General features: G+C 61.0%; 23 protein-coding genes. 7 read left to right on the top strand and 16 right to left on the bottom strand.

Annotated elements, in window-relative coordinates:
* Positions 1-34 precede the first annotated feature (34 nt).
* Genes ABLX76_RS21110 through ABLX76_RS21140 form a run of 7 tightly spaced genes read right to left on the bottom strand, consistent with a single transcriptional unit; the run spans position 35 to position 7,517 of the window.
* Positions 35-688: an HAD-IB family hydrolase gene (locus ABLX76_RS21110; RefSeq protein ID WP_048297416.1), complete on the bottom strand. Its 654-nt coding sequence runs from the start codon at positions 686-688 to the stop codon at positions 35-37.
* Complete coding sequence (locus ABLX76_RS21115) at positions 669-1,454, bottom strand: AfsA-related hotdog domain-containing protein (RefSeq protein ID WP_101993115.1); 786 nt, start codon at positions 1,452-1,454, stop codon at positions 669-671. The genes ABLX76_RS21110 and ABLX76_RS21115 overlap by 20 nt, the downstream gene beginning before the upstream one ends.
* A gap of 13 nt (positions 1,455-1,467) precedes the next feature.
* Positions 1,468-2,673: an acetyl-CoA C-acyltransferase gene (locus tag ABLX76_RS21120; RefSeq protein WP_023289475.1), complete on the bottom strand. Its 1,206-nt coding sequence runs from the start codon at positions 2,671-2,673 to the stop codon at positions 1,468-1,470.
* A gap of 2 nt (positions 2,674-2,675) precedes the next feature.
* Complete coding sequence (locus tag ABLX76_RS21125; RefSeq protein WP_348875244.1) at positions 2,676-4,160, bottom strand: FAD-dependent monooxygenase; 1,485 nt, start codon at positions 4,158-4,160, stop codon at positions 2,676-2,678.
* Positions 4,161-4,220: 60 nt separating this feature from the next.
* Positions 4,221-5,285, bottom strand: a complete 1,065-nt coding sequence (locus ABLX76_RS21130; protein WP_348875245.1) for an aldo/keto reductase — start codon at positions 5,283-5,285, stop codon at positions 4,221-4,223.
* The gene (locus ABLX76_RS21135) at positions 5,282-6,469 is read right to left on the bottom strand and encodes an MFS transporter (protein ID WP_348875246.1); all 1,188 of its coding nucleotides are present in this window, start codon (positions 6,467-6,469) and stop codon (positions 5,282-5,284) included. The genes ABLX76_RS21130 and ABLX76_RS21135 overlap by 4 nt, the downstream gene beginning before the upstream one ends.
* Positions 6,470-6,518: 49 nt before the next feature.
* Positions 6,519-7,517 (bottom strand): aldo/keto reductase, encoded by a 999-nt coding sequence (locus tag ABLX76_RS21140; RefSeq protein WP_065882236.1) that lies wholly within the window; start codon positions 7,515-7,517, stop codon positions 6,519-6,521.
* 100 nt (positions 7,518-7,617) lie between these two features.
* Between ABLX76_RS21140 and ABLX76_RS21145 the strand changes: the two genes are divergently transcribed.
* The 6 genes from ABLX76_RS21145 to ABLX76_RS21170 all read left to right on the top strand — a co-directional run bounded on the left by ABLX76_RS21145 (position 7,618) and on the right by ABLX76_RS21170 (position 13,915).
* On the top strand, positions 7,618-8,532 hold the full coding sequence (locus ABLX76_RS21145; RefSeq protein WP_023289470.1) for a LysR family transcriptional regulator: 915 nt from the start codon (positions 7,618-7,620) through the stop codon (positions 8,530-8,532).
* Positions 8,533-8,666: 134 nt separating this feature from the next.
* Positions 8,667-9,098, top strand: a complete 432-nt coding sequence (locus ABLX76_RS21150; RefSeq protein WP_048297412.1) for a MarR family transcriptional regulator — start codon at positions 8,667-8,669, stop codon at positions 9,096-9,098.
* The gene (locus ABLX76_RS21155) at positions 9,098-10,750 is read left to right on the top strand and encodes an MFS transporter (protein ID WP_348875249.1); all 1,653 of its coding nucleotides are present in this window, start codon (positions 9,098-9,100) and stop codon (positions 10,748-10,750) included. The genes ABLX76_RS21150 and ABLX76_RS21155 overlap by 1 nt, the downstream gene beginning before the upstream one ends.
* Before the next feature lie 28 nt (positions 10,751-10,778).
* Complete coding sequence (locus ABLX76_RS21160; protein ID WP_277475567.1) at positions 10,779-11,864, top strand: HlyD family secretion protein; 1,086 nt, start codon at positions 10,779-10,781, stop codon at positions 11,862-11,864.
* Positions 11,861-13,240 (top strand): efflux transporter outer membrane subunit, encoded by a 1,380-nt coding sequence (locus tag ABLX76_RS21165; RefSeq protein ID WP_086075397.1) that lies wholly within the window; start codon positions 11,861-11,863, stop codon positions 13,238-13,240. Before ABLX76_RS21160 ends, ABLX76_RS21165 begins: the two co-directional genes overlap by 4 nt.
* Before the next feature lie 15 nt (positions 13,241-13,255).
* A complete protein-coding gene (locus tag ABLX76_RS21170; RefSeq protein WP_348875252.1) occupies positions 13,256-13,915 on the top strand; it encodes an O-methyltransferase in 660 nt (219 codons plus the stop codon).
* Between the two features lie 60 nt (positions 13,916-13,975).
* Here the strand turns inward: ABLX76_RS21170 and hrpA are convergent, their stop codons facing one another.
* Positions 13,976-17,878: an ATP-dependent RNA helicase HrpA gene (hrpA, locus tag ABLX76_RS21175; RefSeq protein ID WP_348875254.1), complete on the bottom strand. Its 3,903-nt coding sequence runs from the start codon at positions 17,876-17,878 to the stop codon at positions 13,976-13,978.
* Positions 17,879-18,081: 203 nt separating this feature from the next.
* On the opposite strand from hrpA, the gene azoR reads away from it, so the two are divergent.
* Positions 18,082-18,687, top strand: coding sequence for an FMN-dependent NADH-azoreductase (gene azoR / locus ABLX76_RS21180; RefSeq protein WP_002902889.1), 606 nt, complete (start codon positions 18,082-18,084; stop codon positions 18,685-18,687).
* Between the two features lie 36 nt (positions 18,688-18,723).
* Here the strand turns inward: azoR and ABLX76_RS21185 are convergent, their stop codons facing one another.
* The 8 genes from ABLX76_RS21185 to paaG all read right to left on the bottom strand — a co-directional run bounded on the left by ABLX76_RS21185 (position 18,724) and on the right by paaG (position 25,948).
* Positions 18,724-19,131, bottom strand: a complete 408-nt coding sequence (locus tag ABLX76_RS21185) for a GFA family protein (RefSeq protein WP_023289463.1) — start codon at positions 19,129-19,131, stop codon at positions 18,724-18,726.
* An 11-nt stretch (positions 19,132-19,142) separates the two neighbouring features.
* Positions 19,143-19,739, bottom strand: coding sequence for a phenylacetic acid degradation protein PaaY (gene paaY / locus ABLX76_RS21190; protein ID WP_023289462.1), 597 nt, complete (start codon positions 19,737-19,739; stop codon positions 19,143-19,145).
* Positions 19,740-19,748: 9 nt separating this feature from the next.
* The gene (gene paaX, locus ABLX76_RS21195; protein ID WP_072199087.1) at positions 19,749-20,675 is read right to left on the bottom strand and encodes a phenylacetic acid degradation operon negative regulatory protein PaaX; all 927 of its coding nucleotides are present in this window, start codon (positions 20,673-20,675) and stop codon (positions 19,749-19,751) included.
* A 99-nt stretch (positions 20,676-20,774) separates the two neighbouring features.
* A complete protein-coding gene (paaK, locus tag ABLX76_RS21200) occupies positions 20,775-22,091 on the bottom strand; it encodes a phenylacetate--CoA ligase PaaK (RefSeq protein WP_023289460.1) in 1,317 nt (438 codons plus the stop codon).
* 26 nt (positions 22,092-22,117) lie between these two features.
* Positions 22,118-23,323 carry a 3-oxoadipyl-CoA thiolase gene (gene pcaF, locus ABLX76_RS21205; protein WP_348875256.1) on the bottom strand — a complete coding sequence of 402 codons (1,206 nt, stop codon included), beginning with the start codon at positions 23,321-23,323 and terminating at the stop codon, positions 22,118-22,120.
* Positions 23,323-23,745 (bottom strand): hydroxyphenylacetyl-CoA thioesterase PaaI, encoded by a 423-nt coding sequence (gene paaI / locus ABLX76_RS21210; RefSeq protein ID WP_023289458.1) that lies wholly within the window; start codon positions 23,743-23,745, stop codon positions 23,323-23,325. Before paaI ends, pcaF begins: the two co-directional genes overlap by 1 nt.
* Entirely contained in the window at positions 23,735-25,159 is a 1,425-nt protein-coding gene (locus tag ABLX76_RS21215; RefSeq protein ID WP_072199070.1) for a 3-hydroxyacyl-CoA dehydrogenase, read from the bottom strand. The genes paaI and ABLX76_RS21215 overlap by 11 nt, the downstream gene beginning before the upstream one ends.
* Positions 25,160-25,948, bottom strand: coding sequence for a 2-(1,2-epoxy-1,2-dihydrophenyl)acetyl-CoA isomerase PaaG (gene paaG / locus ABLX76_RS21220; RefSeq protein ID WP_218810129.1), 789 nt, complete (start codon positions 25,946-25,948; stop codon positions 25,160-25,162).

Genomic DNA, 25,948 nt, shown 5'->3' on the forward strand with positions numbered 1-25,948 from the left:
CATTGCGCCGCCCCTTTTTTTTGCCGTCGCGCCGTCAGCCGCCGGTGGACCACAGCACTGGCCATCCCCGACGCTGCGCCTCCGCCAGCAGCCCCGGAGAGGGATTCACCGCGCAGGGGTGGCCGACCGCGGCGAGCAGCGGCAGATCCGAGATATGATCGCCGAAGGCGTAGCATGCCGCCAGCGGCTGGCCCTGTTCCTGCGCATAGCATTGGGCATGCGCCGCCTTGTGTTCGCCGATGGCGGTCCGCCAGAGCTCGCCGGTATAGCGGTCATCCACCACGACCGGCTCTGAGCACAGGGCATGTTCCACCCCCAGCGCCGCCATCGCCGGCCAGAGAATGTCGGTCATCGACCCGGAGACAAACACCACGTCATCCCCCCGCGCCTGATGCTGCCTGAGGCGCGCCGCCACCTCGCGGTGAAAACCATATCCGCCTTCGCGATATAGGCGCTCGGCGACCGCCCGCACCCGGGGGCGCGACTCGTGGCGAAACAGCGAGTAATAGTAGCGGTTGATCGCCTCCCGCGGCTGACCCGCTTCGCTGAGCGCCTGCAGCTGCCGGACAATCGCCGCGGCCGTCAAACCGCACTGCAGCGGATATTCCGCGGCATAGCGGTGCAGAAACAGGAACATACTTTTGCCGGTAATCAGCGTTTCATCCACATCAAAAAAGGCGATGCTCATCCCCGTCCCCCTGCTCAATACTGACCAGATAATGTTGATGGCACTGCGCCGCCTGCTCGCACTCTTTGCGAGTGATGTAGTTAAGGTCATAGACGCTGAAGCTAAAGCCAACTTCCGCTTTGCGGGTGCCGGTCTGGTCAAACCCCACCGAGCATTCACAGGTAAAGCGGCCATGGGCTGAACTTTTGCGCGTCACCACGTTGAGGACAATGGTCACCGGCAGCGGAAAAACAAAGCAGGAAAAGGCCACCTGCAGCGAGCTCAGGGTAAAGTACTTCTCCGCCATCGCCACGCCGGCCTCCGCCAGCAGGAATTTTTCCGTGGTGGCGATGATGGTCTGCCGCGCCGCCTCGATCAGCACCATCCCCTGAATATGTTGCCCGGTCTGGTGGTCGCAGAGCAGCTCCGAGGCATCCTGCAGGATCAGGCGCGCGCAATAGCTATCCTCATCGCGTTTTTCCGGCGAGGTGATGAGGATATTCGCTTTTTTACGTTTATGTACCAGCCGCTGATGATCGCGATTGTTTTGATAATAGAGATCCTGCAGATTGACGATCTGGCGCATTGTGTCCGGGTAGTGCTGACGAATAATGCAGATGGTGCGGGAGATGTCGTCGAGCTGTACCCCCTGACCGATAACGATTTTATCGACCCCGGCCAGCTCGCCGCTCCAGACAAACCGCTCAAACTCATTCACCGTCAGCACATTCTCATGCCGCCGGGCAAAATCGGTAAATTTCTCACCCACCACAATTAATTTTTCCATGGCGCTTGTCTCCTCAGATCGTTTTCACCAGTAACGCAATCCCCATCCCGCCGCCGATGCACAGCGACGCCAGGCCGGTCGGTTGATTCTCCCGGCGCAGCGCGTGCACCAGGCTGACCACAATCCGCGTCCCGGAACTGCCCAGCGGATGGCCGAGGGCGATCGCGCCGCCGTGGACGTTCAGCCGGGAAGCAATCTCCTCCTCCGTCATCTGATGCGCTCTGGCCAGTCCCTTGACCACCCCCAGCACCTGCGCGGCAAAGGCTTCGTTGATCTCCAGCCGGGCCATATCGCTGAGCTGAAAACGCCCGCGGCGCAAGGCGCACGCTATCGCCGGCAGCGGGCCAAGCCCCATCATGGACGGGTCAACGCCGCCCTCGCCAAAGGAGACAATCTCCGCCAGCGGCTGCAGGCCATAGCGGGCAACGGCGCGCGCCGACGCGAGGATCACCGACGCGGCGCCATCGTTCAGCCCGGAGGCATTGCCCGCCGTGACGCTGCCGTCAGCGCGAAAGGCCGGTTTCAACGCCGCCAGCTGCTCGGCGCTAAGATCATGGCGGATCGGCTCATCCTCGCGGACCGTGCTGACGCCCCGCTTCGCGCTGACCGTCACCGGCACCATCTCATCGGCAAAATAGCCGGCGCGGCTGGCGGCGGAGGCTTTGTGATGGCTCTCCAGGGCATACTGGTCCTGCGCCGCGCGCGAGATCTGCTCCTGCGCGGCGATGGCCTCCGCCGTTTCCCCCATCGGGATCTGCAGCAGCGGATCGGTTAATCCGTCGCGCTGGATCACATCCTCACTGCTGAACGCGCCGAATTTCATCCCGCCCCTTATCTCTCCCCGCAGCAAAAACGGCGCCTGACTCATATTTTCCATTCCGCCGGCGACCACCAGGTCGGCATAACCGCTCTGGATATGGATCGCCCCTTCGGTCAGGCTTTTCATGCCGCTACCGCAGATCATATTCAGGGTGTAAGCCGGCTTTTGCACCGGGATCCCCGCCCGCAGCGCAACCTGACGCGCCGGTCCCATCCCCTGCCCGGCGGCAAGGACGCAGCCGCAGATCACCTCATCGATCCACGCCGGGTCAATGCCGGCCTGCTGCAGGTTGTGCCTGACGGTGAGCGCGGCCAGCTCCACCGCGGAGACCGTTTTCAGGGCGCCAAGAAAGCGCCCCACCGGCGTACGGCAGGCCGCGACGATATAGACTTTGTTCATGATTATTCCATTACGTAGAGCGAGGAAAGATACTGCCGTGTCCCGGCTTCGCTGCCGGTAAAGCCCACATAGCCATCGGGATTGACCACCGCATAGTCATCGGGGCCGATCTGTAGCGCTTCGAGAAACGCCTCGTCCGCCGGTTCGAGGGGGCAGAATATAAACCAGCCGGCCTGCTTCAGGCGGGACATAGGAGGACAAGCGGCGCGGGCGGAAAAGATCACCACCTTACCGCTGGCGAAGACGTCATAGCTGTTGCGAAACATCGCCTGCGGCGAGGCAAAAACGTACCAGGGAACATGGTGCCCTGCCAGGCCGTCCGGGTGCTGCGCCTGCGTCGCGGTGAAACCGGCGTACTGCAGCGGCAGCTGGTGACGATAGTAGTGACGGTTGCAAAACTCCGGAAAGTAGACCCCGTCGATATGATTTCTCGGCACCAGACCGGCAATCACGCCGGTATCGCGATCGGTGGAGCGCAGCACACCGCTCACCGCCGCGAAGCGCTCGGCGCGATAGGACGCTGGCAGTCGGTCAGTGGCCACGCCGTGCAGATAGAAAGCCAGCTTCCAGGCGAGGTTCACCGCATCCTGGACGCCGGTGTTCATCCCCTGCCCGCCAATGGGACTGAACAGGTGGAAGGCATCTCCCGCCAGCATAATATGATGCTGCAGATTGTCATCGGCGATGCGGTTATAGAAATTGGCGCTGGAAGACCAGGTGAGCGTCTGCGCCGGCGGCACCTGAGGGCAGTAGCGCGCCAGCGCGGCGTTGATCTCCTGCAGGTCCGGCACCGGACGCGGCGTCGGCAGGCGCCCGGCTTTTTTAATCACGATCCTGACCTGATTGTCCGGCATGGGCAGGAAAATCAAAAAGCCCTGCTCATCAATATGGTAGGAGGTTCCCGGGAGCGCCGCCGCGCGGTCGAATTGCACGTCCGCCATCACAAAATGCAGCGGATAGTCATGACCGCTAAAGCCGATCCCGGCCAGCTCGCGGACGGTGCTGGCCGCGCCGTCGGCGCCGATAATATAGTCATAAGCGGCGGAACAGGCCCGGCGGGCATCGTCGAGCAGGGAGACGTGATAGCGTTCCCCCTCCCGGCGCCAGGAGACCAGCTGGTGCCCACGTTTGACCTCCCGCCCGGCGTCGGCCAACGCCGTTTCGAGGATCTTCTCCGTCCGCGGCTGCGGGATACTGACATGGAAGGGGTAACAGGTGGCGAGTCGGCGGTTATCGATATGCAGAAATTTGCGGTTTTTATAGTAAGCGTAGACTGACTGAACCTGCTTTCCCTGGGCGATCAGTTCCCCGGCAAGGCCTAAGCCGTGGAAGGCTTTAATGGTCGCCGGACTGACGCTAAGCGCTTTGGACCAGGTGGTGCTGTGGGTATTTTTATCAATGATATCAAAATCAATTCCATACTTATTCAGATAGCAGCCAATGATTAACCCTACCGGGCCGGCGCCAACAATGAGTACTTTTTTCACGATCGAGCCTCTCTGTATGCCCCGTGCGGGGCATACGCGTGTTGCCTGGGTGTAGGGTGATTAGGGATAGATATCATCGGCCAGACGACGATCGCCGGCGACATTGCAGATATGCCAGTAGGGGTATGGTTTCTCTTTCTCGCTCACGCTGTTGAGGATCGCCGTCTCCTCGTCGCTCAGCGTCCAGTTCAGCGCCGCCAGGTTATCCTCCAGCTGGGCCAGTTTGGTCGCGCCGATCACCAGCGAAGCGATCCCCGGACGGGTACGCAGCCAGTTGAGCGCCACCTGCGCGACGCTGGCGTTGCGCTGGCGGGCAATCTCCTGCATCACCTCCAGGGTCTGCCAGGCCTGCTCGCGGTTGGCGATCGGCGCGGATTCGAACGGCGTGGCGTTCGCCAGGCGGCTGCCCTCGGGAAAAGCCTGATTGCGTGGGTATTTGCCGGTGAGAAAGCCCCCGGCCAGCGGGCTCCAGACGGTGATGCCGACGTTCTGATCGACGCTGAACGGGATAATCTCATGCTCCAGTTCACGCGCGGCGATATTGTAATAGCCCTGATAGACGCAGAATTTCTCCAGCCCAAGGCGCTCCGAGATCCCCAGCGCCTTCGCCAGCTGCCAGGCCGCGTAGTTGGAGACCCCGATATAGCGAATTTTCCCGGCGCGGATCAGCGTATCCAGCGTGCGCAGGGTATCCTCCAGCGCGGTGCGCGGATCGAACCCGTGAAGGTGATAGATATCGATATAATCGGTCTTCAGCCGCTGCAGGCTGGCCTCGACGGCATTGATGATATGGTAGCGCGAGGCCCCCAGCGCGTTCGGGTTGGGGTCGGTTTGCCAGCGTCCTTTGGTGCCAATAATCACCTGCTGGCGTCTTCCCTTCAGCGCGTTGCCGAGCAGCTCTTCGCCCTGGCCGTTCTTATAACAGTCCGCGGTATCAAAAAAGTTAATCCCGGCGTCCAGCGCTTTGTACACCAGATCGTAGGCCGTCTGCTCAGGCACCACGCCGAATTCCGACCAGTTGCGCCCCGGCGCGCCGAGAAAGGCCCCTTTCTCGCCAAACGTCATGGCGCCAAAACAGAGCTCCGAAACCGACAGCCCGGTGGAACCTAAATATCGATACTTCATGCTTGACTTCCTTTTAAAGGTGACAACGTCACACTAGCGATAACCCATCCGCTGGCGGTCAGGCAAGCACCGGCCAGGGGAATGTGAGAGAGAGAAACGCCGGAGGCGAGCAGCAGCCCGCCAAACCAGGCGCCGCCGGCATTGCCGAGGTTAAAGGCGGCGATATTGCACGAAGAGACCATGCTTTTGCCGCTCTCACTGCTGTCCAGCGCCTGCATCTGCAGCGGCGGAATGGTAGAGAACATCGCCGCCCCCAGCAGAAACACCGCCGCGCAGGCGCCGGGCAGCGTCTGAATCGCCCACGGAAAAAGACACAGGACGACGCTCAGCAAGGCGAGAGTTAGCAGCAGCGCCCGGCGGACGCCGCCGTCGGTCAGTCGGCCGCCAAGATGATTCCCGGCGACCATCCCGACGCCGAACAGCATTAGCACCGGCGGAATGAGGTGTTCGCTCATCCCGGTGACGGTTTTCAGCATCGGCGCGATGTAGGTGAAGGCGGCGAAGACGCCGGAGAACCCGAGGGCGGTGATCAGCAGGCTGCGCAGCACAGCGGGATGGCGGAGCACCTTTAGCTCATCACGGATCCGGCTCTGGGCCGACGGTTGCGCCTGACGGCCAGGCACCAGGGCGATCACCGCCAGGGCGGAGAGAATGCCGATCAGCGTGACCATATAGAAGGTATAGCGCCAGCCAAGGTACTGCCCCACCCAGGCGCCGAGCGGCACGCCCAGAATATTGGCCAGGGTGGCGCCGAGAAACACGGCGGAGACCGCCGAAGCCCGTTTATCCACCGGCGCCAGCTCCGCGGCATAGACCGAGCTTATTCCGAAGAACGAAGCGTGAGCGAACGCAGTTATTACCCGGGCAATAATTAGCATAGTCATATTACCGGCGATCGCACAGCCTAAATTTCCAATGGAAAATAAGATCATTAAAAATAACAGCACCGGTTTTTTGCGATAAGGGCTTAATAGCGGCGTCAGCAGCGGCGCGCCAATCACCACCCCACAGGCATAAGCGGTAATAGACCAGGCGGCGAGCGTAATGGATATATGAAAGTCATGGGCCACATCGAGTAATAAACCCATAATCACAAATTCGGTGGTGCCAATACCAAATGAACCCACGGAAAGCGCATACACCGCCGCAGGCAATCCCGCCGGACGGGAAACAGCAATAGTCATAAGTTACCTTATCTCCCGCCAGACCGGCGGGAGGAGCGTATTCAGGAGATTATTTTTCGATTAAATTAAAGTCGCCCTGGTTATAGCGTAATCCGGCGACGTTTTCGGGAGCGAAAATAAGATCGATGGCGAGAATATCCTCAGGGGAGAGCATAATATCGGCCGCAGCGGCATTATCGCGCAGATGGTTCATTTTTCGCGCCCCGGGGATCGGCACGATATCTTCCCCTTTGCTCATCACCCAGGCGAGGGCCATCTGCGCCAGGGTGGCCTCGTAGCGGCTGGCGACCTGCTGCAGACGGTCGAGCAGTTGCTGGTTTTTGCGCATGGTTTCGGCCTGGAAGCGCGGCAGATTGCGACGAAAATCATCGGCTGCGAAGACGCCGGGGTCGGTGATCTGGCCCGTCAGGAAGCCGCGGCCCAGCGGACTGTAAGGGACAAAGCCCACGCCCAGCTCGCGGCAGGCTTTGAGGATGCCGCCCTCCGGCTCACGGGTCCACAGCGAGTATTCCGTCTGCACCGCGGCGATCGGATGCACCTTGCAGGCCCGGCGCAGCGTCTGGGCTGACACTTCCGACAGCCCGATATGGCGAATTTTACCCTCTTTGACCAGGTCGGCCATGGTGCCCACCACCTCTTCCACCGGCACCGCGGGATCGACGCGGTGCTGATAGAGCAGATCGATGGTCTCGATATTCAGCCGCTTCAGCGACCCTTCCACCGCCTCGCGAATATGTTCCGGACGGCTGTCGACGCCGGCCATCCGCTCCAGCCCCTGGCCGGTCGGCAGAATACGAAAGCCAAATTTGGTGGCAATCTGCACCTTATCGCGGATGCCTTTAATCGCTTTCCCAACAAGGACTTCATTGTCAAAAGGCCCATACACTTCGGCGGAATCCAGGAAGGTCACCCCCATGTCCACTGCGGCATGGATGGTATTTATCGCCTGCGACTCCTCAGCGCCGCCATAGGCGAAACTCATTCCCATACACCCGAGACCCAATGCGGAAACCTGGAACTTCTCTTTTCCGAGATAACGTGTTTTCACCTTATTTTCCTTACGTGCTGAATGTTATTAAATATATACTTCCCTTTTACATTGATAACAATTAATCTATTCCGAACGCGGTGTTAGCTGGAAATTAACAATGAAAACGTTGCCTGATTTGCAACAAATTGAAATATTAATACTCATCGTGAAACATGGCAGTTTTCGGCAAGCTGCCAGAGCATTAAATCTTTCACCGCCGGCCCTCACCAGCGCTATTAATCATCTGGAAGAAAAATTAGGCGTGCGCCTGCTCAATCGCTCGACGCGCAGTTTGTCTTTAACCGCCGTGGGTGAGGAATTTCTTAATAATATGACGCCGGTGGTGAATGATTATCGCCGGGTGGTCGACAGTCTGAATTATCACCGTCTGACCCCGGAAGGGGTGGTGAAAGTCAATTTACCGCGCATTGTTCTCGACCTTTTCTTTCAGCGCTATTTTATTGCTTTTAAAACCGCCTATCCTGACGTGACGCTGGAGTTGTTTACCACCGATCGGAAAGTGAATATTATCGAGTCCGGTTTTGACGCTGGCATTCGCTATTCCCGGGACGTGCCCAAAGATATGATTGCCATCCCCTTTGGCGAGAAGCTGTCGCTGATCCCAGTGGCCAGCCCGGACTATCTCCACGAGGCCGGAGCGCCCGACACCCCGCAGTCGCTGGTCAATTTCCGCTGCATTAACCGCTGTTTCCCCAGCGGCGAAAAGTACCGGTGGGAATTTATCAGCCCCGACGGCGAGCCAGGCGAAGTCGCCGTCAAGGGCGATCTGGTCGTCGATTCCGATACGGCGATGATCCAGGCGGCGGAGAGCGGACTGGGGATCGCCTTTGTCTATCAGTCGCTGGTGTCCGCGCAACTGAACGCCGGCAGCCTGGTTCGCTTATTACCCAGCTACCGCTACCCGGCGGATCATTTCTGCGTCTACTATCCGAGTCGCAAACATATTCCCGCGCCCCTGCGCGCTTTTATCACCTGGGTGATGGCGCAGAATAAGAGCATCCTCCATGAGTAAATGGCCTGAGGGGGTATCCTCCTGTCGCCACAATAAACGCACACACCGTTAACCATTTTTTATCCTTTCCCTTGAATTCCGCCGGTTATCAGACATAAACTCGTTAGAGCTCTAACGATTTTGACAGACGACCTATGGACCATCGACAGCTTAGCTTCTCCCATCTTTTATATCTGACCGCCCATCACTGGCGGCTGGCGGTTAATCGTCGGCTGAAAAACCTCGGCCTCAGCCAGGCCAGCTGGGTGGCGGTCGCCGCCATCGCCCGCCACCACCAGCCGCTGTCGCAAAGCGAACTGGCGCAGGAGCTGGGAGTGGAGAGCCCGACCATTGTGCCGCTGATCAACCGCCTGGTGGCCCTCGGCCTGGTGGAGCGCGTCACCACCGACCGCGATAAACGCAAGCGGCTGCTGGTGGTCACCGACCAGGGGCAGGCCCTCTTCGAGCAGGTCAAAACGGTGGCGGACGATCTGCGTGAAGAGATCCTGACGGCGATCACGCCGCAGGAGCGGGAACAAACTCAGCGGGTGCTGGAAAAGCTGTTGCGCGAAGTGGAGAAGAAATAATGCCCCGTCGCCAGAGTAACCCCTACGTCCCTCATGACTGGGCGCCGCATGAAAAACCGGCCCTGCTCGGCTCGCCATCGACGCCGCTGCACAGCCCGGCGAAGCGCCTGGCCTACGGGGTGGTCGGGCTGCTGGTGTGCCTCACCGGCGCGCTGGGCAACGCGGTGGTCACCGCCAATCTGCAGCTGCTGCAGGGCACCTTCGCCGCCTGGTCGACGGAGATCGCCTGGCTACCGGCGGTGTATGTCATGACCAACGTCTCCATTAACCTGCTGCTGGTGAAATTTCGTCAGCAGTTCGGGCTGCGCGCCTTTACCGAAGGCTTTCTGGTGCTCTATGTGCTGGTCACCTTCTTCCACCTGTTCGTCAACGATCTCAGCTCGGCGATGATGGTCCGCGCCGCCCACGGCATGGTGGCCGCGGCGCTCAGCTCGCTGGGGATCTACTATCAGGTGCAGGCCTGGCCCGCACGCCACCGCCTCAAAGGACTGACTATCGGTATCACCGGCTCGTCGCTGGCCATTCCGCTGGCGCGCCTCTTTTCCAGCGAGCTGCTGCAGATCGATGAATGGCGCGGGCTCTACTTCTTTGAACTGGGGCTGGCGCTGGTGTCGCTGGCCTGCGTCATCGCCCTGAAGCTGCCGCCGAGCGATCGTAAAAAGGTGTTCGAGAAGAAGGATTTTATTACCTTCTTCCTGCTGGCCCCCGGCATGGCGCTGGTCTGCGCGGTGCTCTCGCTGGGGCGGCTCGAGTGGTGGTTCGAAGCGCCGTGGATCGGCTGGTCGCTGGCCGCGGCGGTGGTGCTGATCGTCGCCGCCATCGCCTTTGAGCATAACCGCAGCAATCCTCTGCTCAATACCAAATGGCTCTCCAGCGGCAGTATCCTGCGCCTGGGTCTGATTATGCTGCTGATCCGCATCGTGCTGGCGGAGCAGAATACCGGGGTGATCGGCTGGCTGCAGTACGTTGGCCTGCAAAACGAACAGATGACCAACCTTGCGTGGTCAATTTTCGCCGGCATTCTGTGCGGGATCATCGCCAGCTGCCTGACGCTTAACCCGCAGAAGCTCTACTGGCCGACCGCCACCGCCCTGGCGCTGATCATGGTGGCCTCGCTGCTCGACAGCCAGTCCAACGCCCTCACCCGTCCGGAACAGCTGATGTTCAGCCAGTTTTTGCTTGGCTTCGGCAGCGCCTTCTTTCTGGCGCCGGCGATGCTCGCCGGCATTGGCGGGGTGTTCGCCGATCCGCGCAACCTGGTCAGCTTCTCGGTGCTGTTCGGCATGAGCCAAAACATAGGCGGTCTGTTGGGGTCGGCGATACTCGGCACCTTCCAGACCTGGCGGGAGAAATTTCACTCCAGCCAGCTGGCGGACCAGATAACCACGCTCAACCCGCTGATCGTCGAGCGGCTGCAGCAGTACAGCCAGATGTACCAGAGCCAGATCGGCGACAGCACGCTGCTCAGCGTCCAGGCCACCACCCTGCTGCAAAACGCCGCGACGCTGCAGGCCAATATTCTCGCCTGGAATGACACCTATCTGCTGACGGCGGCGATCTCCGCCGGGACGTTAGTGTGGGTTTTCTGGCGCTTAATTCGCTTACGATTGACCGCCCGTATCGCCTTAAAACGCGCCACCGGCAACAAATAATTATCATCATTTCATCTCTGGAGTCGTTATGAGTCAGCAGGATGCGGCCAAACAACAGGCCAACACCCGGAACAACATTCGCGTGGTTTCCATTTTTACCGCCGCGGCGATAGGCCTCGTCGGCGTACTGGTGATCCTCTATGCCTGGCAACTGCCGCCGTTCACCCGCCATAGCCAGTTTACCGACAACGCCTACGTGCGCGGGCAGACCACCTTTATCAGTCCGCAGGTCAACGGCTACATCACTGCCGTCAACGTCAAGGATTTCGCCATCGTTCAGCCGGGCGAGGTGCTGTTCCAGATAGACGATCGCATCTATAAGCAGCGGGTGCACCAGGCCCAGGCCACCCTGGCGATGAAGGAGGCAGCGCTGCGCAACAACCTGCAGCAGCGCAAAAGCGCCGAGGCGACGATCGCCAAAAATGAAGCCGCGCTGCAAAACGCCCGCGCGCAGAATCTGAAAATCCAGGCTGATTTAAAACGGGTGCAGGAACTGACCGCCGATGGCTCGCTGTCGATCCGCGAGCGTGATTCCGCCCGCGCCAGCGCCGCCCAGGGGGCAGCGGATATTGAACAGGCGAAAGCGGCGCTGGAGATGTCGCGCCAGGACCGCGAATCGACCATCGTCAATCGCGATTCACTGGAGGCCGACGTGGCCAGCGCCAAAGCCGCCCTCGAGCTGGCGCAGATCGACCTGCAGAATACGCAGATCATCGCCCCCACCGGCGGCCAGCTGGGGCAGATTTCGGTGCGTCTTGGCGCTTACGTCAGCGCCGGAACCCATCTGACCTCGCTGGTGCCGCCGCAGCACTGGGTGATCGCCAACCTGAAAGAGACCCAACTGGCCGATGTGCGTATCGGCCAGCCGGTTACCTTCACCGTTGACGCGCTCAACGGCGAGACCTTCCACGGCAAGGTGCAGAGTATCTCCCCGGCGACCGGGGTGGAGTTCAGCGCCATTTCGCCGGACAACGCCACCGGCAACTTCGTCAAGATCGCCCAGCGCATCCCAGTGCGCATCACGGTTAACGAGGGGCATCGCAACAGCGAGCGCCTGCGCCCCGGCATGTCGGTGCAGGTGACCATTGATACCCGCGCGGAGAAGCAGCCATGATCCGCCCGGTCACCCTTGCCATCGTCCTGGCGCTGGTCGGCTGTCAGTCCGCCGATGTGCAGCGCGCCCAGCCGACGCTCGCCATCCCTGCCGCCTGGCGGGCCGACGTTGGCCCTGCCAGCCCGGTGGAAGGCGTATGGTGGCGCAATTTTCATGACAGCGCGCTGAATCAGTATGTCGACCGGGCGCTGCGCTATAACAGCGATGTGCTGATCGCCCGCGAGCGGGTGAATGAGTATCAGGCGCGGGCGTATGCCGCCGACAGCACTCTTTTCCCCTCGCTGGATGCCAGCCTGACCGGCACCCGCGCCCGCGCGCAGTCCGCCGCCACCGGCCTGCCGATCCACAGTACGGTGTATAAAGGCGGCCTGACCGCCAGCTATGATGTCGATATCTGGGGCGCGAACCGCAGCGCGGCCAGCGCCGCCGGGGCCAGCCTCGAGGCGCAGAAAGCCGCTGCCGACGCGGCCAATTTGAGCGTCGCCGCCTCGGTGGCCGTGGGCTACGTGACGCTGCTGTCGCTGGATGAGCAACTGCGGGTCACGCAGCAGACGCTCCAGGCGCGGGAAGACGCCTGGCGCCTGGCCAAACGTCAGTATGAAACCGGGTATACCTCGCGCCTTGAGCTGATGCAGGCGGATTCGGAGCTGCGCTCCACGCGGGCGCAGATCCCGCCGCTGCAGCACCAGATTGCGCAGCAGGAAAACGCCCTCAGCGTGCTGCTGGGGGATAACCCCGGCGCGATAAAACGCGGCGAATTCGCCGGGCTCACCCCGCTGCGTCTGCCCTCGCAGCTGCCGTCCACCTTGCTCAACCGCCGCCCGGATATCGTACAGGCCCAGCGTCAGCTGGTCGCCGCCGATGCCACCCTGGCCTCGTCCCAGGCGCAGCTGCTGCCGTCTATCAACCTGACCGCCACCGGCAGCCTGCAGGACCGGACGCTGCCGGATCTGCTGGACAACCCGCTGCGACTCTGGAGCATTGGCGGTAGCATCCTGGCGCCGCTGCTTAACCGCCAGGCGTTAAATGCCCAAGTGGATGTCTCGATGGCCCAGCGCAACCAGGCGCTGTACAGCTATGAGAAAACGGTGCGCGGCGCGTTTAAAGAGGTCAATGACAGCCTGGACGCCATTAGCCGCTACGGCGAACAGCTGACCGAACTGCAGGGGCAGGAGGCGGTGGCGGAAGAAACATTGCGCATTGCGCAAAACCGCTACCGTAACGGCTACTCTTCGTATCTGGATGTGCTTGATGCCCAGCGAACGCTGTTCTCCACCCAGCTTAGCGTGGTACAGGTGAAGAATAACCTGCTGCTGGCGCAGATCGATCTATACCGGGCGCTGGGAGGCGGCTGGTCTGACTCATCAGGGAGCTAAAGGGGGAAGCGTCATATGCAACAACAGTGGTCTGCAGTAGACAATTATTTGATTGAGGCCTTAATTCCCAGCGATCCTGTGCTCGATCGGGTACTGGAAAACAACCATCGTGCCGGGCTCCCGGCACACGATGTCGCCGCCAATCAGGGTCAGTTTCTCGCCCTGCTGGTACGGCTTACCCAGGCTAAGCGGATCCTGGAGATCGGCACCCTCGGCGGCTATAGCACCATCTGGATGGCGCGCGAGCTTCCAGCCGACGGCCAACTCCTCACCCTGGAGGCCGACGCGCATCATGCCCGCGTGGCGCGGGATAATCTGCAGCTGGCGGGGGTTGACCAGCGGGTCACGCTGCGGGAGGGGCCCGCGCTACGGTCCCTGGAGGCGCTTGGCGAATGTCCCGCTTTCGATCTGATCTTCATCGATGCCGATAAGCCGAATAATCCCCATTATCTGCGCTGGGCGCTACGTTATTCCCGCCCGGGAACCTTTATTATTGGCGATAACGTGGTACGCGACGGCGAAGTGGTCAACCCACAGAGCGCCGACGAGCGCGTTCAGGGCGTGCGTCAGTTCATTGAGATGATGGGCGCCGAGCCACGGTTGACGGCAACGGCGCTGCAAACCGTGGGCACGAAAGGCTGGGACGGCTTTACCCTGGCGTGGGTCAACGCTTAAGCGTGGATGCCTGGCCCGTCGCCCCGGTAAGCGCAGCGCTACCGGGGACAACCGGCCAGGTTACGGCGTAATCTGCTCCATCGCCTGCAGCACGCGTTTGTCCGAGATGGGGTACGGGGTCCCCAGCTGCTGGGCGAAGAAGCTCACCCGCAGTTCCTCGATCATCCAGCGGATCTCCCGGACATCGTCGTCCTCACGGCGGTTCGGCGGCAGCTTATTCAGCCACTGCTGCCACGCCTGCTGCACGCTCTCGATTTTCAGCATCTGCGCGCGGTCGCGGTGCGGATCGATAGCCATCTTCTCCAGACGCTTTTCAATCGCCTGCAGATAGCGCAGCGTATCGCCAAGACGACGGAAGCCGTTGCCGGTGACAAAGCCGCGGTAAACCAGCCCTGCCATCTGCGCTTTGATGTCCGACAGCCCCAGCGCCATGGTCATATCCACCCGGCCTTTCAGCCGTTTGTTGATATTGAACACCGCGGTGAGGATCTGCTCGACCTGTTTGGCGATCTCCACGACCGTCTCGTTGAGCTCGGCGCGAACTTTATCATGCAGCTGGCTAAAGCCCTCTTCCGTCCACACCGGCCCGCCCGCCTCGTCGATAAGCTTATCAACGCCGCAGGAGATGCAGTCGTCAATCAGATCCAGCACTTTGCCGTACGGGTTAAAATAGAGCCCGAGCTTGGCTTTGTTCGGCAGCTTCTCGTGCAGATACTTAATCGGCGACGGAATGTTAAGCAGCAGCAGGCGACGCAGACCGCGCCACATGGCCTGCTGCTGTTCCTGTGGATTATCAAACAGCTTGATCGCCACGCTGTCGCGCTCGTCCACCAGCGCCGGCCAGGCTTTCACCTTATAGTTGCCGCGCTTCTGTTCGTAACTCTCCGCCAGGGTGCCAAAGCTCCAGATATGCAGCCCGCTCTGCTCGATGCCGTCATCAGCGACTGCCGACAGCGTCTCCTGAACTTTGCCCTTCAGCGCCTCTTTCAGCGCCTGCAGCGAGCGCCCTTCCTGCAGCTTCTTGTTTTTGTCGTCCACCACCCGGAAAGTGATTTTCAGGTGATCGGGCACCTGATCCCACTGCCAGGCTTCGCGGTCGATGGTCACGCCGGTCATTTTACGCAGTTCGCGCTCGAGGGAGTCGAGCAGCGGCAGCTCCAGCGGCGTCGCCCGGCCAAGAAACGCTTCCGCATAATTGGGCGCCGGGACGAAATTGCGCCGCACCGGCTTCGGCAGCGATTTTATCAGGGCGATAATCAGCTCCCGGCGCAGACCGGGGATCTGCCATTCAAACCCGGCCTCCTCCACCTGATTAAGCAGCGGCAGCGGAATATGCACCGTCACGCCGTCGGCGTCGGCGCCCGGCTCGAACTGATAGGTCAGACGCAGCTTCAGATTGCCCTGGTGCCAGAAGTTCGGATAGTCCAGTTTGCTGACCTGCTCCGCCCCTTCCTTAATCAGCATGCTCTTCTCAAAGTTGAGCAGATCCGGGGTGTCGCGGCTGGCCTGCTTCCACCAGGCGTCAAAATGCCGGGCGGAGATGACGTCGTGGCTGATGCGCTGATCGTAGAATTCGAACAGGGTCTCGTCATCCACCAGAATGTCGCGGCGGCGCGACTTATGCTCCAGCTCTTCGATTTCCGCCCGCAGCTTCAGGTTCTCCCGGAAGAAGGCGTGGCGCGTTTGCCAGTCGCCCTCCACCAGCGCGTGGCGGATAAACAGCTCGCGGCACAGCGCCGGGTCGATCTGGCTGTAGTTGACCTTACGCGCGCCAACGATCGGCAGGCCATAGACGGTGACCTTTTCCGTCGCCATCACCGCGCCCTGCGCCCGCTCCCAGTGCGGCTCACTGTATGAGCGTTTGATCAGGTGCTGCGCGACCGGCTCCACCCACTCCGGCTCAATGCGGGCGGCAATGCGGCCCCACAGCCGGCTGGTTTCCACCAGTTCCGCCACCATCGTCCACTTCGGCGGCTTTTTAAACAGACCGGACCCCGGGAAGATGGAGAAGCGGGCGTTACGCGCGCCGGTAAACTCCTGTTTATCGGCATCCTTCATGCCGATGTGCGACAGCAGACCGGTCAGCAGCGCAGTATGGATCTCGCGGTATTCCGCCGGTTCGCTGTTGATCGGCAGGCCAAGCTCTTTCACCACCTGGCGCAGCTGGGTGTAGATATCCTGCCACTCGCGCACGCGCAGATAGTTCAGAAAATCGACCCGGCACTGGCGGCGGAACTGATTCGACGACAGCGCCTTCTGCTGCTCGCCGAGGTAGTTCCACAGATTGACGAAGGCGAGGAAATCAGACTCTTTATCGTGAAAGCGGCGGTGCTTCTCGTCGGAGGCCTGCTGTTTATCCATCGGCCGCTCGCGCGGATCCTGAATCGACAGCGCGGAGGTGATGATCATCGCTTCCCGCACGCAGCCGTGCTTCTGCGCCTCCAGCACCATCCGCGCCAGGCGCGGGTCCACCGGCAGCTGGCTGAGCTGGCGGCCCATCGGCGTTAACTTATAGGCGGTGGCCTGCTCATCGGTGGTGATCGCGCCCAGCTCTTCCAGCAGGCGCACGCCGTCCTGAATGTTGCGCTTATCCGGCGCTTCAACGAACGGGAAGGCGGCGATATCGCCTAAGCCCAGGGCGGTCATCTGCAGGATGACCGACGCCAGGTTGGTGCGCAGAATTTCCGGGTCGGTAAATTCCGGGCGCGACAGGAAATCGTCTTCTGAATAAAGACGAATACAGATCCCTTCCGAGACGCGGCCGCAGCGGCCTTTACGCTGGTTGGCGGAGGCCTGGGAAACCGGCTCGATCGGCAGGCGCTGCACCTTGGTGCGGTAGCTGTAGCGGCTGATACGCGCGGTACCGGGATCGATAACGTACTTGATGCCCGGCACGGTCAGCGAGGTTTCCGCCACGTTGGTCGCCAGCACGATGCGCCGTCCGCTGTGCGGCTGGAAGACGCGGTTCTGCTCGCTGTTGGACAAGCGAGCGTACAGCGGCAGCACCTCGGTATGGCGCAGATCCAGCTTATTCAGCGCATCGGCGGTATCGCGAATCTCCCGCTCGCCGCTCATAAAGATCAGAATATCCCCCGGCCCTTCGCGCCCCAGCTCGTCGACGGCATCAAAGATCGCCTGCAGCTGATCGCGCTCGGTATCGTCCGCCTCTTCCACTATCGGCCGGTAGCGCACTTCCACCGGGTAAGTCCGCCCGGAGACTTCGATAATCGGCGCATTATTGAAATGCTTTGAGAAACGTTCCGGGTCGATGGTCGCCGAGGTGATGATGATTTTCAGGTCAGGACGGCGCGGCAGCAGCTCTTTCAGGTAGCCGAGCAGGAAGTCGATGTTCAGGCTGCGCTCGTGCGCTTCATCGATAATGATGGTGTCATACTGCATCAGCAGGCGATCCTGCTGGATCTCCGCCAGCAGAATACCGTCGGTCATCAGCTTGACCATGGTGTTGTCGCTGACGTGATCGCTAAAGCGGACCTTATAGCCGATACAACCGCCCGGCTCCGTTTGCAGCTCCTCGGCGATACGGTTGGCGACGGTTCGCGCGGCCAGACGACGCGGCTGGGTATGGCCGATCAGCCCTTTCAGCCCGCGGCCCAACTCCATGCAGATTTTTGGCAGCTGGGTGGTTTTACCCGAACCGGTCTCCCCGGCGACAATCACCACCTGGTGATCGCGTACCGCCTCGAGAATTTCTTGTTTTTTCTGGCTAACCGGCAGGTTTTCCGGATAGGTGATGGCCGGTCGCGCCGCTTCGCGCAGCAGGACTTTACCGGCTGCCTGGCTTATCTCCTGCGCCATCTCCTGGAGGATGGCCTGTTGCGATTCAGGATTTTTAACCTTCTTCACGCCGTGCAGACGGCGGGCAAAGCGCGTTTTGTCGCGCAGCATCAGGCCGTCGAGCTGTTGATAAAGCTGGGGGAAGGTGATTTTTTGTTGTTCTGTCATAGCGTTATCGGGCAGAGCTCTGCCGGGAAAATCTCTTTTGAAGTATTGCCTTAGAGTACCACATCTGTGTCATCCATGCCTTGTTCAAAAAATCTGAACATAGGATTCGATATATTGCGCTATCTCTGTGGCGCGATTGTGAATACAGTGTCATCAAGCACCAGGGCACTGACCCGTCAATCACATTAAAAAAGGAAACACCCATGAGCAAAGTATTAGTTCTGAAATCCAGTATTCTGGCAGGGTACTCACAATCTGGTCAGCTTTCCGACTATTTTGTTGAACAATGGCAGGAAAAACACCCGGGCGACGAGATCACCGTACGTGACCTGGCCGCTAATCCGATCCCGGTTCTGGATGGTGAACTGGTTGGCGCCCTGCGTCCGAGCGACGCGCCGCTGACGCCGCGTCAGCAGGAAGCGCTGGCCCTTTCCGACGAGCTGATCGCCGAACTGAAAGGCAATGATGTGATTGTTATCGCTGCGCCGATGTACAACTTCAACATTCCGACGCAGTTGAAAAACTATTTTGACCTGGTGGCTCGCGCCGGCGTGACCTTCCGCTACACCGAGAAAGGGCCGGAAGGTCTGGTGACCGGTAAACGCGCGGTCGTCGTGACCAGCCGCGGCGGTATCCATAAAGATACCCCGACCGACCTGGTCACCCCGTACCTGTCCACCTTCCTCGGCTTTATCGGCATCACCGACGTGAACTTCGTGTTCGCCGAAGGTATCGCTTACGGCCCGGAAGTCGCGGCCAAAGCGCAGTCTGACGCGAAAGCGGCCATCGACAGCGTGGTTGCAGCCTAATATTTCACTCCTCTCGCTTCCTGCGGGAGGAGTGTTTTACTTTTTCTCGTAGCGCAAATACCCCACCACGCCTCCGCCGCCATCGTTTGGATGATTCACCCCGTCGTTGACCTCCACGCAGGAAAAATCGAAAGGCGAAACGCCGTCAATGCAGGCCACATTCACCCCATACTCCTGTGGGTTTGAACGCCGTTGATGAAAGGTGTAGATCCCGCATACCGAGCAGAAAAAGTGCACGGCTTCACCTGTATTAAAGCGATACTCGGTGAGCTTATCCCTTCCGCGTACCACCTCTATGCCTGAACGCGGCGAAGAGACCGCGACCGCCCCGCGCATTCGACAATATGAGCAGTTACAGCGCCGAGCGGTATTGAAGCCGTCGCTGAGTTCAACGGTAAACGCCACCGCACCGCAGTGACAGTGAGCGGATAATTTCTCTGCCATATATTTCCCCCTCAGGTTGAGGATTTTGGCCGCAGGTTTTCATCAAATTCAAGCCGCTTACGCCCCTCTTCCACTTCCCGTAATGGCTCAACCTGATGCAGCGTCTGCTTACAGCGTTCCACCAGCACCTGGTATTCACGGGTGCCATGCTTTTTCCACGCCAGCTCCTGTTCGCTCAGGACGCGAATCGCTTTTGCCGGGCTGCCGATGATCAGATGGTTGGCGGGCATCTCAGCGTTGGCTTTGACAAAGGCCGAGGCGCCGACAATGCTGTTTTCGCCGATGGTCGCCCCGTCGATAATCACCGCGCTCATCCCCACCAGCGCGTTGCGGCCAATCACGCAGCCGTGCAGAATAGCGCCGTGGCCGATATGTCCGTCCTCTTCCACCACCGTATCCTGGCCGGGGAAGCCGTGCATCACGCAGTTGTCCTGAATATTGGCCCCGTCTTTGACCACGATGCGGCCAAAATCGCCGCGCAGGCTGGCGTTGGGCCCAACATAGACCCCTTTGCCGAGGATCACGTCGCCAATCAACACCGCGGTCGGGTGGACGTAACTCTCCTCCGGCACCACCGGGGTCAGTCCATCAATCTGATAAATCGGCATGCAACCTCCTTATGCGCCCGGCAAACCGCCAAAGCGCTGATAATAGAGCGGGCCCGGCGCGGGAAGCTCGCCGACCGAGCTTTCACCTTTCTCGCTGACGAACGCCAGCGCGCCGGGACTCACCCGTTGGTAAATATTGATACACAGCTGGCGGGCGGTTTGCCCCGCCCAGTGCGCCGGCAGCAGCTCTTCCGGCAGCAGCGGATCTTTGAGCACCACCCGGCGATAGAAATGAATCAGCAGGAGCTGGATCTGAAAGCTGCGTTCCGGCGTTAACTCCGCGGGGTCGCAATCGCGCAGCAGCGGCAGTAACGGCCGGAATAACGAGATAAAGGCCTCATACATCTCGTTTTGTTCGGTGAGATGCCAGCACTCCTCCACCCGGCTGCGCAGCGCCGCCCGGGAGAGCGCCAGCGGCGAGTGAGCTTCAAAACAGATGACGTTTTCGGCGACCCCCGCTTCATGGAGCAGCGACTGGACATCCGCCAGCTTTTGCGACGGCGAGGCTAACAGGCTCGGCGCCAGCGCGCCAAACCCCTGCCACAGCAGCTGCTTTTTGACGTCGGCCAGCACATTTTTCTCCAGGCCTTCCGAAAGCAGCAGCAGCCAGGTGCCGTCCCATTCCGGAGCGTTCGCGCGATAAATTTTATGTTCCGCGCGTCGGGTCAGGCGCAGCCCTTTGTCGCTCAGACGATAGAAGCTGCGGCGGCCGATACGGACGACATCGAGCCACTCCTCTTTATTGAGGCGAAACAGCGCGGTGCGGACGAAACGCTCGCCGAAGCCTAATCCTTCCAGCAGCGCCGCGACGCTGCCCAGCCACACTTCCCCACCGCGTTGTAATAAGGCGTCGCCATACAGCGAGGCGATTAATGACGTGCCGCTGATCGGCGTCGCCGTCACCGCTTGTTGAATAAAGGCGTCGAGTTTGCTCATCTGATTCATTCTGTTGTTATATTTTTCCTTTATGAATCATAGCACAGGAAATTCCCGGCCTACGGCGTAAAGGCCTCAGCCGGGTTATCGGGGAGAGAATTAACCGCTGACCACCGCTTTACGCAGGTCGAATACGCGACAGGCTTTGCCTTCAGAGCGTGGAATGCTGCCGCAGTTGACGATGGTGATATCGGTGGAGATCCCGACCATCGACTTAATGCGGTGGCGCAGCTGGTGACAAATCTGGCAGCGCTGTTCGTGACTCAGGGCCAGCCCGCTCTCTTTCAGCTCCACGCGCACCGCCAGCGAATCGAGATGGCCGCGGCGATTCACCTCCAGCTGGTAGTGCGGCGCCAGGTGTTCAAACTTAAGGATCTCTTCTTCCAGCTGCGACGGGAAGACGTTAACCCCGCGGATGATCAGCATATCGTCGCTGCGTCCGCTGATGCGGTCCATACGGCGCATGGTGCGCGCGGTGCCCGGCAGCAGGCGCGTCAGATCGCGGGTACGGTAGCGGATCACCGGCAGCGCCTCTTTGGTCAGCGTGGTGAACAGCAGTTCGCCGTGTTCGCCATCGGCCAGCGGCGTGCCGTCGTCCGGGTTAACGATTTCCGGGAAGAAGTGGTCTTCCCAGATGGTCGGGCCGTCAACGGTTTCCAGACACTCCATCGCCACCCCCGGGCCCATCACCTCTGACAGACCGTAAATATCCAGGGCGGTGATCCCCAGCCGGCGCTCGATCTCCGCGCGCATCGCCAGGGTCCACGGCTCGGCGCCAAAGACGCCGACGCGTAATGAACAGCCGCGGGCATCGCCGGCCATCTGGCGCTCCAGCTCTTCAATCAGATTCAGACAGTATGAGGGCGTCACCATGATCATATCCGGCTGGAAATCGCGGATCAGCTGCGCCTGTTTTTCGGTCTGTCCACCGGACATCGGGATCACCGTCGCGCCTAAGCGTTCCGCGCCGTAGTGCGCGCCAAGGCCGCCGGTAAACAGGCCGTAGCCGTAGGCGACGTGAATTTTATCTTTCGCCGTGCCGCCGGCGGCGCGCAGCGAACGGGCGACGATATTGGCCCAGTTATCAATATCGTTTTGCGTATAACCCACCACCGTCGGTTTGCCGGTGGTGCCGGATGAGGCATGAATGCGCACCACCTGCTCCATCGGCACCGCGAAGGTATCGAAGGGATAGTTGTCGCGCAGATCCTGTTTGGTGGTGCACGGGAATTTGGTCAGGTCGCTCAGTTCGCGGAAGTCGTCAGGGTGCACGCCTGCGGCGTCGAATTTACGACGATACATTGGCACATTGTTATAGGCATGATTCAGCGTCCACTTCAGACGCTGGGTTTGCAGGGCCTGCAGCTCATCACGCGAGGCGGTTTCAATCGGATCTAATTTTGTAGTAGTTATCATTGTAGGGTACTCGCAGGTAAATTAGCTCACACTCGCTCGAGGATCATGGCGATGCCCTGACCCACGCCAATACACATCGTACACAACGCATAGCGCCCGCCGCGGCGCTGCAGCTCAAGGCTGGCGCTCAGCGCCAGACGCGCGCCGCTCATGCCCAGCGGATGGCCTAAAGCGATGGCGCCGCCGTTGGGATTCACATGCGCCGCATCGTCCGGCACGCCAAGCTGTCTGAGCACCCCCAGCGCCTGGGCGGCGAAGGCCTCATTCAGCTCAATCAGATCCATATCGTTAATATTGAGCCCCGCCCGCTCCAGCACTTTACGCACCGCCGGTACCGGCCCCAGCCCCATCAGGCGCGGCTCGACGCCCGCCGTCGCCATCGCCACGATCCGCGCCCGCGGCGTGAGCCCCTGGCTAGCGGCCTGCTGTTCGCTGGCGATGATCAGCGCCGCGGCGCCGTCGTTGACGCCGGAAGCATTGCCCGCGGTAATGACGCCGCCTTGACGGAACGGCGCTTTCAGTTGCGCCAGCTGCTCAAGCGTGGTTTCCGGTCGCGGATGCTCGTCCTCGCGCACGTCGCTAAGCGCCCCTTTCCGGCCGACAACCTGCACCGGCACGATCTCCTGCGCCAGAATGCCGTCGCGCTGGGCCTGCGCCGTGCGCTGCTGGCTGCGCCAGGCGAAAGCATCCTGATCGGCGCGGCTGATATTTAACAATTCGGCTACATTCTCGGCGGTTTCCGGCATGCTGTCAGTTCTGAAGTGTTGCGCCATGAGCGGGTTCACAAAACGCCAGCCAATGGTGGTGTCGAACAGCTCCGCCTGACGCTGATACGGCGCGCTGGCCTTCCCCATCACAAACGGCGCGCGCGACATCGACTCCACGCCGCCGGCGATCAGCAGATCGGCATCGCCGGCTTTGATCGCCCGGGCGGCAAAACCGACGGCGTCCAGCCCGGAGCCGCACAGGCGGTTGAGGGTGGTTCCCGGCACCGTATGCGGGTAGCCGGCCAGCAGCGTCGCCATATGCGCCACATTACGGTTATCTTCGCCCGCCTGATTCGCGCAGCCGTAAATCACATCATCGATCGCGGTCGGGTCAAGCCTGGGGTTGCGGCTCAGCAGCGCACGCAGCGGGATCGCCGCCAGGTCGTCGGCGCGCACGCTGGCCAGCGCGCCGCCGTAGCGGCCAATCGGCGTGCGGATCCCGTCACAAATAAAGGCCTCGCGCATTACACTTCTCCTGTGATTGTGCCGCCGATGCGGTGCGATTTGCCGCGAAACAGGGCCACAATTTTTTGCTGTTGATTAACAATTTCAATGTCGTAGACCCCGGTCAGCTTGCCCTGCTGTTTGACTCTGGCGGTGGCGACCAGCCGGTCGCCGGCAAACGCCGGGCGGAGAAAATCAATGCTGGCCGCCGAAGCCACCGCCGCCAGCCCCTGGCTGTTACAGGCGTAGGCGAAAGCGGTATCGGCAAGGGTAAATAGCTGACCGCCGTGGCAGGTTTGATGGCCGTTAAGCATGTCCGGCGAGACGGTCATGGTCATCTGCGCAAAACCGTCGTCCATTTCGATGAGTTCGATCCCCATCGTTCTGGCGCAGGTATCTTTTTCATACATCGCGCGCGCGTTGCGCCAGGCGTCATTGCTCATGATGCTTCTCCATCAGCGCCTTCTGGCGCAACAGGGAGCCGGGGCGATAGCGCTCCTCGCCATAATGATGGTGCAGGTTCTCCAGCAGGCGCAGCACGCGGCGCCAGCCGAGGCTGTCCCCCCACGCCAGCGGGCCCTGCGGGTAGTTGACGCCCAGACGCATGGCGGTATCGATATCCTGTGCGCTGGCCACCCCTTTCTGTAGTGCATCCAGCGCTTCGTTAATCAGCATCGCCACCGTGCGCCACACCAGCAGGCCGGGATAATCGGCAATACGCAGCACGTTCTTGCCCTGCTGCTGGAAGTAGTGCACCGCTTTGTCCGTCGCCGCCGGCGCGTTGGTCGCCGCTGCGGCCAGCACTACCGTATCGCTGGCGCACAGGTCATACACCACCACCGGACGGCGATGCTTAACGCTCAGCGCCAGGGCAGTCTCGCCTTCGGTCTCAAGCAACAGCAGCTCGTCCAGCTCGGTGACGCTGTCACTTATAGTGATGACGGATTGGGCGCCATGGGCAACCGGCGGCAGCGCCGCCGCCGTCCTGACTTCCGCAGGCCAGCGATAGACGCCATGGCCGCTCTTTTTGCCCAGCCGCCCGGCCAGCGCCAGCTCTTGCTGGAGTAGCGATGGCAGGTAGCGGCGGTCCTGCCAGAAAGCGTTAAATACCGAGCAGGTCACGGCGAAGTTGACGTCCTGGCCAATCAGGTCCGTCAGCGCCAGGGGCCCCATCGGGAAACCGCCGCCGTCACGTAAAGCGGCATCGATAACCTCCGGGGCGGCCACCTGCTCCTCCAGCGCCCGCCAGGCTTCGGCGTAGAATGGACGCGCCACGCGATTAACGATAAAGCCGGGCGTCGAGCGGCAGCGCACCGGCCGCTTCCCCCAGCCGCTCACGCACTGGCACAGCTGCTCCACCACTTCCGCAGACGTCGCCAGGCCGCTGACGACCTCCACCAGCTTCATGACCGGCGCCGGATTAAAGAAGTGCAGCCCGGCGACGCGTTCGGGATGCTTCACTCCGGCGGCGATGGCGGTAATCGAAATCGACGAGGTGTTGCTGGTGAGCAACGTTGACGGCGCGCAGATCGCCGCCAGCTGCGCGAACAGCGCCGTTTTTACCTCCAGGCGTTCAGAGGCCGCTTCGATCACTAAATCTGCGTCGGCCAGCGCGGCTAAATCGTGGGCCGGATGCAGGCGTGCCAGCAGCGCGTCGGCCTGCTCTGACGCCAGTTTGCCGCGCTCGACCCGTGAGGCGAGCCGCCTGGCAATACCCTCGATCGCCCGGGCGATGGCCTGATGATCGATGTCGTAAATCAGCACCGGATGCCCGGCGGCAGCCGCCACTTCGGCGATGCCGGCCCCCATGGTGCCGCTGCCGATCACCGCCACGTTGGCTATGGATGTCGTCATCATCTATTTCCCGCTGAACTGTGGTGGCCGTTTGGCCAGAAATGCGCTGACCCCTTCGCGATAATCATCGCTGCGCCCGGCGAGGCGTTGATAATCGCGCTCCAGGTCCAGCTGCGCGTCGAGACCGTTGGTTTCCGCCGCCAGCAGCGCCTTTTTAATCAACCCAAGACCCAACGTCGGCTGAGCCGCCAGATGGCGCGCCAGCTGCAGACTGGTGTCCGCCAGTTCGGCATCATCCACCAGTTGCCAGATCATCCCCCACTGCGCGGCCTGTTCCGCGCTGAGGCTATCGCCCAGCAGCGCCAGCCCCATGGCGCGCGCGCGGCCGGCCACCCGCGGCAGGAACCAGCTGCCGCCGCAGTCCGGCACCAGCCCGAGCTTGCTGAAGGCCATCACAAACTTGGCCGAACGCGCGGCCAGCACGATATCGCAGCCCAGCGCCAGGGTGGCCCCTGCGCCAGCGGCTACGCCGTTGACCGCGCAAATCACCGGTTTCGGCAGCGCCGCCAGACGACGCACTAAGGGGTTGTAAAAGCGTTCCACCGACAGGCCGAGATCCGGCGGCGGGCCGCTGGGGTCGACGTTGCGGTCGTTCAAATCCTGGCCGGCGCAAAAGCCACGGCCGGCGCCGGTGATCAGCAGGCAACGCACGCCGTCGTCGCGCTCGGCCTGCTTCAGGCATTCCGTCAGCTGTTGATGCATCAGGTCGTTAAAACTGTTGAGGCGGTCCGGGCGATTGAGGGTAATGGTCATGACGCCCTGTTCCACTGCGCTGAGAATGAAAGCTTCCAC

Source organism: Klebsiella sp. JB_Kp004 (assembly GCF_040065795.1).
GTDB classification, from domain to species: domain Bacteria; phylum Pseudomonadota; class Gammaproteobacteria; order Enterobacterales; family Enterobacteriaceae; genus Klebsiella; species Klebsiella quasipneumoniae.

Excerpts from the sequence above, each read along its gene's own strand:
- ABLX76_RS21110 (WP_048297416.1), bottom strand. The coding sequence starts at position 688 with ATGAGCATCGCCTTTTTTGATGTGGATGAAACGCTGATTACCGGCAAA.
- ABLX76_RS21115 (WP_101993115.1), bottom strand. The coding sequence starts at position 1,454 with ATGGAAAAATTAATTGTGGTGGGTGAGAAATTTACCGATTTTGCCCGG.
- ABLX76_RS21120 (WP_023289475.1), bottom strand. The coding sequence starts at position 2,673 with ATGAACAAAGTCTATATCGTCGCGGCCTGCCGTACGCCGGTGGGGCGC.
- ABLX76_RS21130 (WP_348875245.1), bottom strand. The coding sequence starts at position 5,285 with ATGAAGTATCGATATTTAGGTTCCACCGGGCTGTCGGTTTCGGAGCTC.
- ABLX76_RS21135 (WP_348875246.1), bottom strand. The coding sequence starts at position 6,469 with ATGACTATTGCTGTTTCCCGTCCGGCGGGATTGCCTGCGGCGGTGTAT.
- ABLX76_RS21145 (WP_023289470.1), top strand. The coding sequence starts at position 7,618 with ATGAAAACGTTGCCTGATTTGCAACAAATTGAAATATTAATACTCATC.
- ABLX76_RS21150 (WP_048297412.1), top strand. The coding sequence starts at position 8,667 with ATGGACCATCGACAGCTTAGCTTCTCCCATCTTTTATATCTGACCGCC.
- ABLX76_RS21155 (WP_348875249.1), top strand. The coding sequence starts at position 9,098 with ATGCCCCGTCGCCAGAGTAACCCCTACGTCCCTCATGACTGGGCGCCG.
- ABLX76_RS21160 (WP_277475567.1), top strand. The coding sequence starts at position 10,779 with ATGAGTCAGCAGGATGCGGCCAAACAACAGGCCAACACCCGGAACAAC.
- ABLX76_RS21165 (WP_086075397.1), top strand. The coding sequence starts at position 11,861 with ATGATCCGCCCGGTCACCCTTGCCATCGTCCTGGCGCTGGTCGGCTGT.
- ABLX76_RS21170 (WP_348875252.1), top strand. The coding sequence starts at position 13,256 with ATGCAACAACAGTGGTCTGCAGTAGACAATTATTTGATTGAGGCCTTA.
- hrpA (WP_348875254.1), bottom strand. The coding sequence starts at position 17,878 with ATGACAGAACAACAAAAAATCACCTTCCCCCAGCTTTATCAACAGCTC.
- azoR (WP_002902889.1), top strand. The coding sequence starts at position 18,082 with ATGAGCAAAGTATTAGTTCTGAAATCCAGTATTCTGGCAGGGTACTCA.
- ABLX76_RS21185 (WP_023289463.1), bottom strand. The coding sequence starts at position 19,131 with ATGGCAGAGAAATTATCCGCTCACTGTCACTGCGGTGCGGTGGCGTTT.
- paaY (WP_023289462.1), bottom strand. The coding sequence starts at position 19,739 with ATGCCGATTTATCAGATTGATGGACTGACCCCGGTGGTGCCGGAGGAG.
- paaX (WP_072199087.1), bottom strand. The coding sequence starts at position 20,675 with ATGAGCAAACTCGACGCCTTTATTCAACAAGCGGTGACGGCGACGCCG.
- paaK (WP_023289460.1), bottom strand. The coding sequence starts at position 22,091 with ATGATAACTACTACAAAATTAGATCCGATTGAAACCGCCTCGCGTGAT.
- pcaF (WP_348875256.1), bottom strand. The coding sequence starts at position 23,323 with ATGCGCGAGGCCTTTATTTGTGACGGGATCCGCACGCCGATTGGCCGC.
- paaI (WP_023289458.1), bottom strand. The coding sequence starts at position 23,745 with ATGAGCAATGACGCCTGGCGCAACGCGCGCGCGATGTATGAAAAAGAT.
- ABLX76_RS21215 (WP_072199070.1), bottom strand. The coding sequence starts at position 25,159 with ATGATGACGACATCCATAGCCAACGTGGCGGTGATCGGCAGCGGCACC.